This is a genomic window from Pseudomonas sp. Nvir (genome assembly GCF_963778085.1).
Taxonomy (GTDB): domain Bacteria; phylum Pseudomonadota; class Gammaproteobacteria; order Pseudomonadales; family Pseudomonadaceae; genus Aquipseudomonas; species Aquipseudomonas juntendi.
In genome coordinates this window covers 4,335,187-4,348,665 of sequence record NZ_OY970405.1, presented here as the reverse complement: position 1 = coordinate 4,348,665, position 13,479 = coordinate 4,335,187, and the positions used below count along the sequence as shown (strand labels likewise).

Below are 13,479 nucleotides of genomic sequence, written 5' to 3'. Positions count from 1 at the left end.
ACTCCCTCCCATTCATCTCATCGAGTGTTCAGATGCCCTGGGCTTCCGAGGACCGTTTGAACTCTTCGATTTCCAAGTCGATCAACCGGCGAGCCAGTCGAATGATGCGGAACAGTTTGACCAGCGCGCCGTCGCTCAAACGGCCGTCGTCTCCTGGAGACTGTTCAGTACTCAAGGGCTGGCCCAGCAGCAGTTGTCCTAACCCGGCTGCAAATTCAAACTCACCTAATGCGCTGGCAGGATCTGGTTGCTCGTTCAGCATTTTCAGAGCGATAGCCATGGCTCCGCTCAATGACTGAAGCAGCGTCACGGTATGTTGAGCTGTTGCAGTGATTTCGACATCGGTGTCGGGCTGTTTGTATTTGAAACCGATCCCGCCATCGATTGCCTGGATATCGCCTGGGCCGTTGACGGACTCGAGAATCTCAACTGCCAGCTGGGCTACCTGGTTGCGCAATTCTGCAGCTTGGTCAATCTGCCGCTCGATGTACCAAAGGTCTGTGATGGGGTGCAGTCCCCCGGCCTGTACGGGAATGGCGACCAGACAGTTCGCGTTGAAATCGGGTAGGGTTTCCCCACTGAGGGCGGCAACCTTCGCTTTGGTCTCGATCACTCGCTGGCTGAGATTCGCTGGGGACGCAATGTGCCCTGCAACTCGCTCCTGCTGCTCCTCTGGTGTGAGCAAGGCTCCCGGCGCTGGGGCTGCTGGCTGGGGTGGTGTATGCGGAGACCGCTGCGAGCGACCAGTACCTTCAGATGGTTGTTGCGATGGCGGAAGGGTAGGGCCTGCCCCAGTGCCTGGCGCAGGCGCGGGTGGAGTGGACGTCGAACTGGTGATCGGCAATTCAACCACCGGCGTCGAGCGACGAAGCTTGTCCTGCTGTTGAGTGATCTCCAGCAAGATGTCCTCATAGCCCAACAGCAGCGATTTTTTCATCGTGCCGATGAGCTCGTCCTGGAAACGCTGGAACAGGAACTCTTCTGCCTCGCCTTCGAACTGGGCAAGGACGTCCTGGAACAACATCTCGAAGTCGACGCCTTCATTGCTGTAGTGCTTGTCCCAGCAGGCCAGTGCTGACTTCCTTAACGACAGTATTTTCTCGATCTGTGGCTTGCCGAGACCATTGTAGAGGAGAGCAGGTACGGCAGGGAGCAGGTGCTGAACCGTGTCTAGCATCCTGCTGATATGAGAAGGAGAGATTGGGTATCCGTCCTTCGTCAGACGGCGAGAGAGTTCTCGAATCCCAATCACCTCCCCACTCTCGGATTCATACAGCGCTTTTGCGTTCCCCACACCCACGGCGCGCTCGATGAACTTGAGTTCACCCTTGAGATCCTCAGCTAAGTGGCCGGTGAGCATGATGATCTCACCGCGGGCTTGGTCCCAAGGGCGGAACAGCACGTGGAGGCGCTGGTACAGCGGGTCGTTGGTCTCTTGGAACAGCTCCTTCAAGATCGAGATGCGAGTATTGCCACCGTTGCGAATACGGTACTTCTCTTCCCCTGGCCGGCGAGTTACAGGCGGGGGGGTGTCGAGGCCGCGGTTGCGTATCGACTCCTTGAGTTCATCGTACCGAGGGTTACGGGTGGTACGAGGGTTGTCCTCCCAAGGGAGGACCTCGTCGATGCTCAGCACGAGTGGGGTATCAGCGATAGGGTCGCTCATGGCGGCGGTGGAGCCTGTAGGGCTGAAGCCTGGAGCCAGGAGCTTGGCTTTGAGGTCTGTAGCGGCCATATCAAGCTCCTACCGCAGCAATGTGGGACAGACCCAGTGGAGTTTGCTTGCGGACCAGGTGCAACACCTCCTGGATGTCGGCCTGTGTAGGAACGGCGTTTTGCAGCAGGCGATCGATGATCTTGTAAGCGCGAACCAGCTCTGACTTGAGATTGTCGTCTGCTGAACCGGCCTGGACCTGAGCAGTATTGTGTTGGTCATTGAGCAGCGATTGCTCAAGACGCTCAATAATCTCGCTGTTCATAGAGCGATGGTTGTCGCGGGCGACTTGAGCGACACGTTCACGCATGCCATCAGGCAGGCGAACCACAAATTTGTCAGCGGTGCGGGAATTGGTTGCGTTCATGGTGTTCTCCTTACTGGCGGCGCTTGAGTTGGTCGGTGAGCTGAGTGGGCAGGTTCTTGATCGTCAGCGAGCCGGTGTCGGCGTCGTAGGTGACGTTGGAACCGAGTAGGTGCGCCTCAAAGCTGATCGACAGACCTTCGGCGCGGCCGGTGAAACGGCGGAACTGGTTGAGAGTGCGCTTATCGGCCGGGATCTCCGGGGATAGGCCGTAGTCGCTATTGCGGATGTGGTCATAAAACGCCTGAGGGCGGTCTTCATCGAGGGTCTGGGACAGCTCTTGAAGAGAGAGGGGCTGCCCCAGCTTCGTTTGGGTGGTGGCATAGTCGAGCAGCGCGTGGGTTTTCTCCCGGGCGCTTTCTTCTGGGAGATCTTCTTTCTCGACGTAATCGGTGAATGCTTTGAGAAGCGTGCGGGTTTCACCTGGCCCGTCGACGCCTTCTTGGCACCCGATGAAGTCGCGGAAGTAGTCCGAACTCTTCCTGCCGTTTTTGCCTTTAACGAAAGAAATGTACTGCTTCGAGTTTGGGTTGTTGCGCCACTCGCTCAGGTTGATCCGGGCCGCGCAGGAGAAGTTGCTGGTGTCCAGGTAGCGAGAGGCGACAACATTAAGATCACCGTCGAGGCCGACGGTTTCGACCTGCTGGAGGACAGCGATCATCAGGTATTCAGTCAGGCCTTGTTGGTAATGGCTGAAGAGCACGTGGCCGCCGGTAGACAGGTTGACCTCTTCAATCAATTTCTGCAGGTGTTCGACAGACACACGGCTGAAGCTGGTGAAGTCTTGCTGCTCCTCCAGGTACTGTTTCAGCCAACCGCTGAATGGGTACGCACCCGACTCCCCATGGAAGAAGCCCCACGCTTTGCCTTGCTTGGCGTTGTAGCTGTCGTTCAGGTCGGCCTGGAGGTTCTCGACGGCATCCGTAGCCGGTAGCTCTGTGTCACGAGCGTGAAGTACGGCCGGGTTGCCGTCGGGCTGCTTATCGAGCTGGTGAACGATTGCATGTCGGATTGGCATTATTGAATCCCCCGGGACATGTTGTTTTGGGCCTCGGCACGGCGGAGCAGCGCTCGAGTATTGCGCTCGGTACGGCGGTCGCTGGGCGTGCAAGACGTGAAGATCGGTGTAAAGCCGGACTTGCTGAATTTCAGATGCCCGCTGTTGGAGCGGGAGAGAGTCCAGCCTTCGGAGAGGGCGAATTCGGCAAGCCGGCGAACACTGTCGTGCGCGCCGCGAAGGAGGTTACGCATTGGATCCGGCCTCCTTCTGGCAAAGCGCATCACCGGCTTGGATGGCCACGATTTCCGGAGTGCAGCCGGGGTATTGAGTGGCCAGGTCGGTGAGGAACTCACGTGCTGTTTCGCGCGATCCAGGAATGCGGAAGACCACGGTGCAATGATGAGCCTCGTCATCGGAGCTGGTCAGATAGGGGGTTACTGCCACCTTCAGACCGCAGCTCAGGAGATGTCTTGGTACCCATACGGACCAGAAATAGTTGGTCAGCAGGGCTGGTTGGCCAAGAAGGGTCGCTGCCAGCGTTCCAGCATCATGGCTTTCCAGCTCGATGTACTGCAGCCGGGCAAGCTCTTGCATAGCCTCATTCAGCTCAACAGGCACCGTGGTTTCACCGAACTGGGTGAGCCGTGAGATAACCTGGCCGAGAGCATCCAGCCAAACCGCGTTGACGCCAGAGTGGTGCGCAAAGGCCAAGGCCGACTGGTCGGTGTTTGCGATCGCAGGGATCGAAGGGTAGATCTGCTCAACTTGCATTGGGCACCTCCGAAAGAGGATTGAGGTCGTAGCTGCCGCAGACCGGGCATACCAGGACCTCTGCCTCACCTTCAGGGGTGTGCTCGGCGGGATGCACCTGCCGTACTTGATGCAGTGCGAAGTGCCGGCCACAGCTATGGCAGGCATGCGTAATCGGATGGGGTTGCATGGACGTCATGCGGCAGCTCCTTGCCAATGATCGGCAGTGAGGTTTGCGAATCGGGTTTGGTTGGCGATGAAGGCAGCCCGGACATAGCCGACGGGGCCATTGCGGTGTTTACCAATGATCAGTTCGGCAACGCCTTTGAGTTCGGTGTCCTCGTTGTACACCTCGTCCCGATAGACAAAGAGGATGAGGTCCGCGTCCTGCTCGATAGCCCCGCTGTCCCGTAGATCAGCATTCACAGGGCGCTTATTGGGACGGCGCTCGAGGTCCCGATTGAGCTGGGAGAGGGCCATGAACGGGCAGTTGAATTCCTTGGCGATCCCCTTCAGTGATCGGGATATTTCGCTGATTTCGTTGACCCTGTTTTCTTGACCAGGACTCCGCATGAGCTGCAGGTAGTCCGCCATGATCAAGCAAGGCTTCCCGAAACGCCGGCTAGCACGTCGAACCTTGGCTCGCATAGCGGCAGGGGTCAGGTTCGCGCTGTCATCGATGACCAGTCGGTTGCCATAGGCGTTCATGCGATGGACGGCGGCTGATAGTTTGGGCCAGTCCTCATCCTGCAGCTGACCCGAAAGTAGCCTGCTCAGATCGATGTGGCCCAGAATGGCCAGCATTCGATAAATCAGGGCCTCGGTAGGCATCTCCATGCTGAAAACCAGCACGATCTTGTCAGGCGAATTGGTCAGCGCAGCATCGACGGTGCTCAAGCAGAACGAGGTTTTGCCCATGGAGGGGCGCGCGCCTACGATGATCAGATCGGCTGGCTGCAAACCACGGGTCATCTCGTCAAGATCGGTGATCCCGGTCGGCACACCGGTCACGGTCACATGGCCATTGAAATTGGCGTCGATCTTGTCGACGACAGAGAGCAATGCCTCATTCATGTCGGTGAATTCGCTAACCACACGACCTTCGCCCAGCTTAAACAGCTTCTGCTCTAGCGTGTCCTGGACCTCAGCCGCGTCAGCGGCGAGTTCAGCAGCGTCCCGAGTCCCCTGAAAACACAGGGACATGATGCGGCGGAGATGGGCGCGGTTGCGCACGATCTCAGCATACGACCGGATATTCGCTACAGACGGAGTGTTCTTGGCCAGCTCTGCCAGGTAGGAGAGGCCTCCAACCTCCTCAGGGATGGCCATCGCCTCAAAAATCGTCACTATATCGAATGGGCTGTTTTTCTCTGACAGCTCCTGGATGGCAGTGAAGATCAGCCTGTGTTGGGATAGAAAAAAGTCGTCGGCCTGCAGTAGATCACCGACCAGATCCCAGGCTTCGTTGTCCAGCATCAGCCCGCCCAGAACGCCTTGTTCAGCCTCGACGGAATGAGGAGGGGAAAGGATCAGATCGGTCATCTGGCACCTCCCTGGGCAATTCCTGGCTGTTCACTGCGGCCTACTCCCCGGTGGAGCTGAGCACGCTGACCCTGCTTAATTCCTTCGTACAGCGAGCTACGATCGTGGCCCTTGGCTTCGCTTGGCGTGATGTCGAAGCGCTTCAACTCAGGGTGATGTAAGGTCAAGTAGGCACTGATATCAGCCTGGATATCTGGGGCTAGGTCACCAGCGAATTCTCGAACTTTGTAGGCCACTGCCCCGATCCAGCCCTCAGCAAAGAGTTGGCCGCGACGTCGTTTGGTCTTCAGCTGACACCGTTTCTGCTGCGAGACATGCTCGCGACGTGCTTTCTGCAGTTGCAGGACGAGGCTGCTGTAGGCATAAGCAGCCAGATCCGGGCCGATACCCTTGCCCAGGAACTTGAAGCAGTACCCTTTCAATGGGTGGTAGTAGGAGAGGTGGCTGCAGTCGAAAGCGGCTGCGCACGTTGCGGCCAGGGAGTGCAGCCAATCAGCGGGGGAGCGGCGAGTGCCAGTGGGGACGCTTGTTTCTAGAACCTGGCTGGCTCGAAGTTCGTCGGACTCGATGTTGTACTTGGCCATGAGCGAGCGGGCCTGGCGCAATGCGGTTGCGGCCTCGTTCGTGTTTGCCCCCGGACTATTGGCCAAGGACATCAGCTTGGTGACCTTGTCGAGGATCTTCTGCTTGTCCATCATGAACTCTCCCCGGCGCGGCGAGGTCGGCTGCGCAGCGCGGATGCGATCAAGGCCAGGGAGTTCAGTACGCCGAAGACACAGAGCGCATAGGCTGAGTAGACCGCTCCCTGCAACGCGAGCTCGACATGGGGGGCTTTGAAGATCGAGCCCAAGCCATAGGCAGTGGCCAGTGCCACAGAGCAGTTCATGAGATACAGGCAAAGCGAGCCCGCGAATTGAGATATGAGGGCAAAGCTCATGCTTGGCCCTCCTGCCTGTCCGCTGCAGGCACCAAGGCCTCTTGCCAGAGGCGAAGGGTCTCGCGTTCGTCTGCTGTCAAGGCAGCCAAGCCTACAGCTTCGGCCACTTTCTCCTGCAGGAGCCGCAGGCGTTCCTCAACCGATGAACCATCGTCATAAGCAAGGTGGCTGGTCAGGTCGCTGATCATGAAGTAGCGGAGTGATCTGACATTACCTGCTCGGTGTTGCTCCACTGAATGCCCATGGAGCCGAGCAGGTGTCTTCAGCTCGTTTCTGATGTAAACGTTGAATTCAGAAGGGTTGTAGGAGGTGTTTAACTGCCGTGCACGATTCAGAATGAGTGCGGCTTTGATCGTCTCCAGCAGTTCTTCGTGAGTTTCGGTAGGCAAGGGGAACGTACGGGCTACCAGCTGTTTCGACTGAGCATCACGCGCATCTTGCCGGCGTTTCGTTTCTTTCTCGGAACGAACGCGCTTTTCCTTCGCATGGGTCACGTTGTGACCGATCGAATCAACGAGTTGTGCGGCACTACGCAGTAGATCGCGCTGTTCAATGCTCAGAAGGTCACCGAGCGATCCGAGCAAGCCGGCACCCATCTTCCAACCGTTGGCTAGCTTGTGCAGGTCTCCAGACGCGGATGTCAGCTTTTTCTGGATGCCGCGTAACTCATTGGAGCTGTAGAGTTTCCCAATCCTGAGGACTTCATCGGCCGTGATCCCGGCAGCCTCGGTTATCGCGTGCTTACTCATCGCGGCGGGCCTCCTTGGCGATCTCGGCAACACGCTCTTCGGTCATTGCCTCGAAGCGGTCTTTCCATTCTGGGAACGCCTCGATAGCCAGGTTGCGGATGACGTTCAGCGCCGACGGCGACTTACGGTTCGACGGTTGACGATATTCAAGCCGATGCGCTGGCACGCCTTGGCTCGCGGCTTTCTTGAAGATGACGGCATCTGGGATGATCGATTGCAGGACGGTGTAGTCAGGGTTCCCGTCGAAAATTTCACGGACGGTACGGTGGATCTCGCGTGCGTCAGCAGTTTCATCCAGGCCGTTGATGATGATGTTGATGTGGGGAATGGTGAGGCCGAGGCGTGCGTAACTGCGCAAGCCATCCATCATATGGATGGTCCCACGGCTGAATTCGCGCGCGGCCAACATGTTCGGGGGGAGGGGGGAGAGGATGATGTCGGATGCAAGAACGACCATCTCCAACATCGCAGAGCGGGCGCCCTGGGTATCAAAGAGGATGAGGTCGTAATTGGCATCGAAAGCCGACATCAGGTTGGCTAGTCGCAGTCTGCCATCAGGCGCCTGCAGTATGAGGTTGTTGAGCTGGTTGTTGGCGTCGTTCGAGATGATGACGTCGAGATTCTTGATCGACGTGCGGGAGATGATCTTGGCCGGGTCGGTCTCGTTGTACGACAGCAGCTCGAAAATGCCGCCCGGGGCGGTGTACTCCAGGGGGAAATAGGAGGATGCGGAAGGCTGGACGGGGTCCAGATCGATGAGGAGGGTGCGCAGCCCGGCGTCTGCAGTGAATGCCCCCAGATTGGTGGATCCAGTGGATTTACCGGTGCCGCCTTTGGTGGAAACCTTACCTGCTCGTCTTGCTTTCTTCGGATGTGTCATTGCCATGCCTCTAATGTGGATTTCATTAGAGGCTGCTTAGCTAGGCGCTGGAATGGTGCTTAAAACCCCTCCCTAGGTGGAAATTTCGGCCTAGATCCCAATTGTCTTTTAACCAATTGGTCGTAGGTTCGAATCCTACACGACCCACCATATTCACAGCGGTTCGTGAGTGCTTGAGAGGGGGCTTGCCAGCCAGTTTCTAGTCTTGCAGCCGTCTGGAGCGAACCTCGAGGCGCTTCAGTGTGACATCAATATGAATTAGCCCGCAGCCTGCACAGGTTCGCGGGCTTTTTCTTTGGTTCATTCAGCGTAAGTACCTGCCTTCACGCCTGACCAACCTGCACCCAGTGCTCAAAGAAAAATCATGTAAGACAGGCTCTTAGCGGAGGCAGATCATGGTTTTTCGCCCAGGCATATCACGTATTGCCCAAACGTACGCTCGCCAGGCTGAATTCACCTAGCTTCCAAATTCATTGTTCAGTTCCGTCTGGAGCCAGTCTATGAACCAGTTGGCGTCCTCGGAAAGCTCGCCAGATGGCGTCAGTACCCTGTAACTCTCGAGCCTCACTTCAGTATTCACCGCCTTTACCAGCCTGCCTGCATCGAGCTCGTTTCTCACCAGTACTTCGTTAGCCAGCGCAATACCCTGACCGCTTTCAGCCACGGATAAGGCATGGTCATTGTTGACGTAGAGAATATCTGAATCGAGGTGAAACTCTAAACCGTGAGCGGTAAACCAGAGATTCCACCACTCACCGTTATCGACGTGGATAAGGTTATGTTTCACAAGGTCCACTGGCGCTGAAAGAGGCCCGACACTGGCGAGGTAGGCCGGGGTGCAGATTGGGAAAACCCTCGGGCAGACCAGGGTGGCGCGGCAGTTCGCATACTCGTTCTCCATGCCATAGACAATACCAAGGTCGGTCGTTTTTTTGTCTACCTCGGTGAATGTCGAATTGGGTTCAATTGCGAACTTCAAACCCGGCCGTAACTGGCGCATGCGTTCAATACGAGGCATCAGCCAGCGCTTGGCAAACCCCGGTACCACCATGATCCGCAGCCAGCGTTCGGCCTCTTTGGGTTGCGCTTCCTTGCCGGCTTCCATGATCAACTGCAGGGCGGCAGCGATCTTGCGGTGGTACTTCTCCCCAGCCGGGGTAAGGTTGACACCGCGAGAGGTACGCTCAAACAGTTGAATGCCTAGCCAGTCTTCAAGCAACTTTACGTGTCGGCCAATCGCCGGCTGGGTCACGTGCAGAGCTTTGGAGGCCTCCACATAACTGCCCAGACGGGCGGCTGCATCAAATGCACGCACCGCATTGAGCGGCGGCAGGCGGTGGGCTGACATGTTACTGGCACCTTTGCTATTAAATTAACTAACAGCCGCCATGTTTAAATTGAAGTATCGCCCCGCGCAAGCCCTAACTGATAATCGAGCCACAGCAGAACAAAAAAACTGTTTTCACCCCGTTCGCATTTTCGATCCTGCCAAAAAAATAACATCCATGGCCCGACTGATTGCCTGATCCGCAGCGCAACCGTAGGCGATGGGGGAATCGGAGGTTACGCATGAATGCCCTGCATTCGCTGCAAACGCTGGCGGTGTCGATCCGCTCGGTCCGCAAGGTCTACGGTGATCCGAACACCGGCCCGGTGGCATTGAAAAACGTCGAGTTGGACATTCACGATAACGAATTCTTTACCCTGCTCGGCCCTTCTGGCTGCGGCAAAACCACCCTGCTGCGGATGATCGCTGGCTTCGAGTTCCCTACCGAAGGCCAGATCATGCTTTACGGCGAGAACATCGCCGATCTTCCGCCGTTCCAGCGCCCGGTCAACACAGTGTTCCAGCATTATGCACTGTTCCCGCACATGACCATCGCCGAGAACCTGGCGTTCGGCCTTGAATCACACCCCATGGGCAAAATGTTCAATAAAGCACAGGTCGCCGACCGGGTTGACGAGATGCTCGCGCTGGTGCAGATGCAACGCTTTGCCAATCGCAAGCCTGCTCAGTTGTCTGGCGGTCAGCAGCAACGTGTGGCGCTGGCCCGTGCACTGGCACCGCATCCAAAAGTTCTGCTGCTCGATGAGCCGCTGTCGGCACTCGACCTAAAGCTGCGCCAAGCCATGCGCGAAGAGCTTAAAAGCATTCAGGCCAAGACCGGTATCACCTTCATCTTCGTCACGCACGACCAAGAGGAGGCGCTGACCATGTCCGACCGTATCGCCGTATTGTCCGAAGGCGAAGTCCAGCAGGTTGGCAGACCGGAGGACATCTACGAGCGGCCGCGCAATCGCTTTGTCGCCGACTTCATTGGTGAAACCAACTTCATCGAAGGCACTGTCACCCATGCACAGGCGGGCCAGGCATGGTTTACCGGCCCAGCCGGTCATCCGTTACCGGCGCAAGCGTGCGCAGACGTAACCGTCGGGGCCCGGGTGACCCTCTCGGTGCGCCCTGAGCGGCTCCACCTGGTGCCTGCCGATACTGAAGCGGCACTGCCGTGCCGGATCGAAGCGCAGATTTATCTGGGTACCGACCTGCAATATCAGGTCAGCCTCAGCGACGGGGCGCGCCTCACCGTACGCACCCCCAACAGCGTCGACCAGAGCCTGCGCTTTGTCGTCGGCAGTCAGGCCGGTCTGCTGTTCGATCAGGGAAGCGCCAGCGTCCTGCACGATTGAGCCCGAGGAGTTGTCATGCACGCCTTACCGATTGCCAACACGCTGGAACGCCGCAAGCGTTTGCACAGTTTACTCGGGGTCAGCCCGGCACTGCTCGCCATCGGCCTGTTTCTGATCGTGCCGATTCTGATCGTCGTCGGCTATTCCCTGATGGAAGCCAACCCCTACGGCGGGGTGAACAAGGCATTCAGCGTCGATGCTTACATTTCGCTGCTGTTTGAACGGCAAATGGACGACAGCCTGGTCTTCGCCGACTCCTACCTGGTCATTGCCCTGCGCTCGGTCGGCATCGCCGGCCTGACCACGGTCATCACGCTATTGATCGGTTTTCCGGTGGCGGTGTGGCTGGCTATGCAGCCGGCCCATCGGCGTGGCCTGCTGATCTTCCTGATCACCGTACCGTTCTGGGCCAACCTGTTGATTCGCACGTATGCGTGGATTCTGCTGCTGCGCAACACCGGGGTGGTGAATAACAGTTTGATGGGAATGGGCGTTATCCATGAGCCGTTGCAGTTGCTGTACACCGACGGTGCCGTGCTGCTGGGGCTGGTCTACACCTATGCACCGTTCGTGGTGTTGCCGATCTACGCGACGCTGGAAAAGATGGATGTTCGCTTGCTCGAAGCTGCTCAAGACCTGTACGCAGGGCGCGTACGCACCCTGCGCAAAGTGGTTTTGCCAATCGCCAAACCGGGCATTCTCGCTGGGGCCATCCTTACTTTCGTGCCTTGCCTAGGTGCGATGATCGCCCCGGAACTGCTCGGCGGTGGTACGCGGATGATGCTCGGCAACTTGATATTCCGGCAATTCAGTGATGCGCGTAACTGGCCGTTTGGCGCCGCACTCTCGCTGGTGTTGATGGCTGCCGTGATGCTGGTACTGACCATCTATGCCCTGCGCGCCGAGCGCCAGCGCATCGCCAAAGGAGGTGCGTAATGCTTGCTCTGTTCAATCGCCAAGGGTTGTGCATACGAGACTTTCCCGGGTTTGGTGGCTTCAGTCTCCTGTTCTACCTGTACCTTTATGCACCGATCGTGGTGCTTGTGGTGTTCTCGTTCAACGCTAATCAGTCGGCGACTGTCTGGACCGGTTTCAGCCTTGACTGGTATCGCGCTGCTTTCGCCAACCAGGCCTTGCGCCAGGCTGCCGGCAACAGTTTGCTGATCGCCGTGTGCGCGAGCATGATCGCCACGGCGCTTGCCACCCTTGCCGCCCTTGGTACTTCACGGGGCGCCAAGTTCAAAGGGCTGCAACTGTCGATGGGCGCGATCATGCTGCCGTTGGTACTTCCGGAAATTGTCGTGGGGGTGGCAACGCTGGCGCTGTTTTCCACCATCGGCCTGTCGCTCGGCTACGGCAACTTGATCATCGCCCATACGGTGTTCTGCATTCCTTTCGCCTACCTGCCCATTCGTGCGCGGCTCAACGACATGGACCTGTCCCTGGAACAGGCTGCCGGGGACCTCTACGCCGGGCCGTGGCGAACCTTCCGCAAGGTCACCTTACCGCTGCTGATGCCGGGGATTTTCTCCGGGCTGATGCTGGCCTTCATCGTCTCGCTCGATAACTTCGTGATCTCGATGATGGTCTCGCAGGCGGGCACGACCACCTTGCCGATTTTCATCTTCGGCCTGTTGCGCATGGGCGTGACACCCGACGTCAATGCCGTGTCGACCCTGATCCTGGGGGTCTCGGTGCTGTTTGTCTGCCTCTCTTACCTGCTGGGCAAAAAGAACGTCTGAACTTTTTAGGAGCTGTGGGGAAATAGCATGAACAAGTGGATAAAAAGCGTTGGTACTTATTTGTTCGTTAGTGTGCCGCTGGTCATGGCCGGCAGTGTGCAGGCCGCGGAAAAACTCAACGTGGTCAGCTGGAGCGGTTATTTCTCGCCAGAGATTCTCGCCAAATTCCAGAAGCAGACTGGGATTGAGGTCACGGTCGATTCCTATGACTCCAACGAAACCCTGCTGGCAAAGTTGAAGCAAGGCGGTGCGGGGTATGACGTGGCGATTCCGTCGCACCAGTTCATCCCGATCTTGATCAAGGAAAACCTGCTGGAGCGCTTCGACCCGGTGAAACAGCCCTATTACGCCAGCGTAGTGGATAACCTGAAAAATCCGGGTTGGGACCCGGACGGTGCATATTCGATGCCGTTCATCTGGGGCACTACCAGCATCGTGCTGGACACCGCACGTTATAAAGGCCCTGCCGACAGCTACAAGGTTCTATATGAGCCGCCCGCCGAGTTGCAGGGGCGGATCAACATGTTCGATTCGGTCAGTGACATGGTCGACATGGCCAGCCTGTACCTGAACATTCCGTTGTGCAGCGAAGACTCGAAGCAGATGCAGCAGGTTCTGAGCTTGCTCAAGGCACAAAAGCCGTTCGTGAAGACGTACAGTTCAAAGGCGGGGTCGATTCGTGAAAACCTTGCCTCGGGTGAAATCGATATGTCGATGTTCTGGGGGGGCTCATCCATGCGTGCGCGGGAGATGAAGCCGACGCTGAAGTATCTCTACCCGAAAGAAGGCGTACTGGCATGGGTCGACAATATGGTCATCCCCGCCGGTGCCAAGCACCCGGAGAATGCCAAGGCATTCATCGCTTTCCTCAGCCAGCCGGAAAACTCGGCGATGACGCAGCGTTTCCTCAAGCACCAAAGCCCGATCAAAGGCGTTGAACCGTTTCTCGATGCGTCGCTTAAGGAAGCACCGGAATTGCACATTCCCGAGGGCACCCACGTGGTGTTCAGCAAGACCTGTGGCGAGGGCGCGATCCGTCTGGCCGATCGTCTCTGGACCAGCCTGATGCGTTGATCACTGCCGCCCCGGCACGAGGCCGGGGTGTTTCTCCAG

Annotated in this window: 15 protein-coding genes; 4 read left to right on the top strand and 11 right to left on the bottom strand. The window is 57.6% G+C overall.

The features are described from left to right. Positions 1-28: 28 nt before the first annotated feature. From AACG97_RS20940 to AACG97_RS20890, 11 genes are all read right to left on the bottom strand, one after another. Positions 29-1,735: a ParB family protein gene (locus tag AACG97_RS20940; protein WP_023660698.1), complete on the bottom strand. Its 1,707-nt coding sequence runs from the start codon at positions 1,733-1,735 to the stop codon at positions 29-31. A gap of 1 nt (position 1,736) precedes the next feature. Further along, positions 1,737-2,081, bottom strand: a complete 345-nt coding sequence (locus AACG97_RS20935) for an Arc family DNA-binding protein (protein WP_023660697.1) — start codon at positions 2,079-2,081, stop codon at positions 1,737-1,739. 10 nt (positions 2,082-2,091) lie between these two features. Next, complete coding sequence (gene yejK, locus AACG97_RS20930; RefSeq protein WP_023660696.1) at positions 2,092-3,096, bottom strand: nucleoid-associated protein YejK; 1,005 nt, start codon at positions 3,094-3,096, stop codon at positions 2,092-2,094. Next, positions 3,096-3,329, bottom strand: a complete 234-nt coding sequence (locus AACG97_RS20925; RefSeq protein WP_023660695.1) for a hypothetical protein — start codon at positions 3,327-3,329, stop codon at positions 3,096-3,098. The genes yejK and AACG97_RS20925 overlap by 1 nt, the downstream gene beginning before the upstream one ends. Further along, positions 3,322-3,849 (bottom strand): hypothetical protein, encoded by a 528-nt coding sequence (locus tag AACG97_RS20920; protein ID WP_023660694.1) that lies wholly within the window; start codon positions 3,847-3,849, stop codon positions 3,322-3,324. The genes AACG97_RS20925 and AACG97_RS20920 overlap by 8 nt, the downstream gene beginning before the upstream one ends. 174 nt (positions 3,850-4,023) lie before the next feature. Further along, positions 4,024-5,370: a replicative DNA helicase gene (gene dnaB / locus AACG97_RS20915; RefSeq protein ID WP_023660693.1), complete on the bottom strand. Its 1,347-nt coding sequence runs from the start codon at positions 5,368-5,370 to the stop codon at positions 4,024-4,026. Further along, positions 5,367-6,065 (bottom strand): DUF2786 domain-containing protein, encoded by a 699-nt coding sequence (locus AACG97_RS20910; protein ID WP_031324260.1) that lies wholly within the window; start codon positions 6,063-6,065, stop codon positions 5,367-5,369. Before AACG97_RS20910 ends, dnaB begins: the two co-directional genes overlap by 4 nt. Continuing rightward, positions 6,065-6,307: a hypothetical protein gene (locus tag AACG97_RS20905; protein ID WP_023660691.1), complete on the bottom strand. Its 243-nt coding sequence runs from the start codon at positions 6,305-6,307 to the stop codon at positions 6,065-6,067. The genes AACG97_RS20910 and AACG97_RS20905 overlap by 1 nt, the downstream gene beginning before the upstream one ends. After that, positions 6,304-7,056, bottom strand: a complete 753-nt coding sequence (locus AACG97_RS20900) for a hypothetical protein (protein WP_023660690.1) — start codon at positions 7,054-7,056, stop codon at positions 6,304-6,306. Before AACG97_RS20900 ends, AACG97_RS20905 begins: the two co-directional genes overlap by 4 nt. Continuing rightward, entirely contained in the window at positions 7,049-7,936 is an 888-nt protein-coding gene (locus tag AACG97_RS20895) for a ParA family protein (protein ID WP_055985452.1), read from the bottom strand. The genes AACG97_RS20900 and AACG97_RS20895 overlap by 8 nt, the downstream gene beginning before the upstream one ends. A 457-nt stretch (positions 7,937-8,393) precedes the next feature. After that, entirely contained in the window at positions 8,394-9,284 is an 891-nt protein-coding gene (locus AACG97_RS20890; RefSeq protein WP_009684062.1) for a LysR substrate-binding domain-containing protein, read from the bottom strand. Between the two features lie 221 nt (positions 9,285-9,505). Between AACG97_RS20890 and AACG97_RS20885 the strand changes: the two genes are divergently transcribed. The 4 genes from AACG97_RS20885 to AACG97_RS20870 are packed head-to-tail and all read left to right on the top strand — an operon-like array spanning position 9,506 to position 13,440. Further along, entirely contained in the window at positions 9,506-10,624 is a 1,119-nt protein-coding gene (locus tag AACG97_RS20885) for an ABC transporter ATP-binding protein (RefSeq protein WP_009684063.1), read from the top strand. Between the two features lie 15 nt (positions 10,625-10,639). After that, the gene (locus AACG97_RS20880; protein ID WP_009684064.1) at positions 10,640-11,560 is read left to right on the top strand and encodes an ABC transporter permease; all 921 of its coding nucleotides are present in this window, start codon (positions 10,640-10,642) and stop codon (positions 11,558-11,560) included. Then, entirely contained in the window at positions 11,560-12,366 is an 807-nt protein-coding gene (locus AACG97_RS20875) for an ABC transporter permease (protein ID WP_009684065.1), read from the top strand. The genes AACG97_RS20880 and AACG97_RS20875 overlap by 1 nt, the downstream gene beginning before the upstream one ends. 27 nt (positions 12,367-12,393) lie before the next feature. Beyond that, positions 12,394-13,440: an ABC transporter substrate-binding protein gene (locus AACG97_RS20870; RefSeq protein WP_009684066.1), complete on the top strand. Its 1,047-nt coding sequence runs from the start codon at positions 12,394-12,396 to the stop codon at positions 13,438-13,440. The last annotated feature ends 39 nt before the right edge of the window (positions 13,441-13,479 follow it).

Bases quoted from the DNA above. Each gene is read 5' to 3' on its own strand.
- AACG97_RS20935 (WP_023660697.1), bottom strand. From the start codon at position 2,081: ATGAACGCAACCAATTCCCGCACCGCTGACAAATTTGTGGTTCGCCTG.
- AACG97_RS20895 (WP_055985452.1), bottom strand. From the start codon at position 7,936: ATGACACATCCGAAGAAAGCAAGACGAGCAGGTAAGGTTTCCACCAAA.
- AACG97_RS20870 (WP_009684066.1), top strand. From the start codon at position 12,394: ATGAACAAGTGGATAAAAAGCGTTGGTACTTATTTGTTCGTTAGTGTG.
- AACG97_RS20885 (WP_009684063.1), top strand. From the start codon at position 9,506: ATGAATGCCCTGCATTCGCTGCAAACGCTGGCGGTGTCGATCCGCTCG.
- AACG97_RS20925 (WP_023660695.1), bottom strand. From the start codon at position 3,329: ATGCGTAACCTCCTTCGCGGCGCGCACGACAGTGTTCGCCGGCTTGCC.
- AACG97_RS20880 (WP_009684064.1), top strand. From the start codon at position 10,640: ATGCACGCCTTACCGATTGCCAACACGCTGGAACGCCGCAAGCGTTTG.
- AACG97_RS20900 (WP_023660690.1), bottom strand. From the start codon at position 7,056: ATGAGTAAGCACGCGATAACCGAGGCTGCCGGGATCACGGCCGATGAA.
- AACG97_RS20910 (WP_031324260.1), bottom strand. From the start codon at position 6,065: ATGGACAAGCAGAAGATCCTCGACAAGGTCACCAAGCTGATGTCCTTG.
- AACG97_RS20905 (WP_023660691.1), bottom strand. From the start codon at position 6,307: ATGAGCTTTGCCCTCATATCTCAATTCGCGGGCTCGCTTTGCCTGTAT.
- AACG97_RS20940 (WP_023660698.1), bottom strand. From the start codon at position 1,735: ATGGCCGCTACAGACCTCAAAGCCAAGCTCCTGGCTCCAGGCTTCAGC.
- yejK (WP_023660696.1), bottom strand. From the start codon at position 3,096: ATGCCAATCCGACATGCAATCGTTCACCAGCTCGATAAGCAGCCCGAC.
- AACG97_RS20875 (WP_009684065.1), top strand. From the start codon at position 11,560: ATGCTTGCTCTGTTCAATCGCCAAGGGTTGTGCATACGAGACTTTCCC.
- dnaB (WP_023660693.1), bottom strand. From the start codon at position 5,370: ATGACCGATCTGATCCTTTCCCCTCCTCATTCCGTCGAGGCTGAACAA.
- AACG97_RS20890 (WP_009684062.1), bottom strand. From the start codon at position 9,284: ATGTCAGCCCACCGCCTGCCGCCGCTCAATGCGGTGCGTGCATTTGAT.
- AACG97_RS20920 (WP_023660694.1), bottom strand. From the start codon at position 3,849: ATGCAAGTTGAGCAGATCTACCCTTCGATCCCTGCGATCGCAAACACC.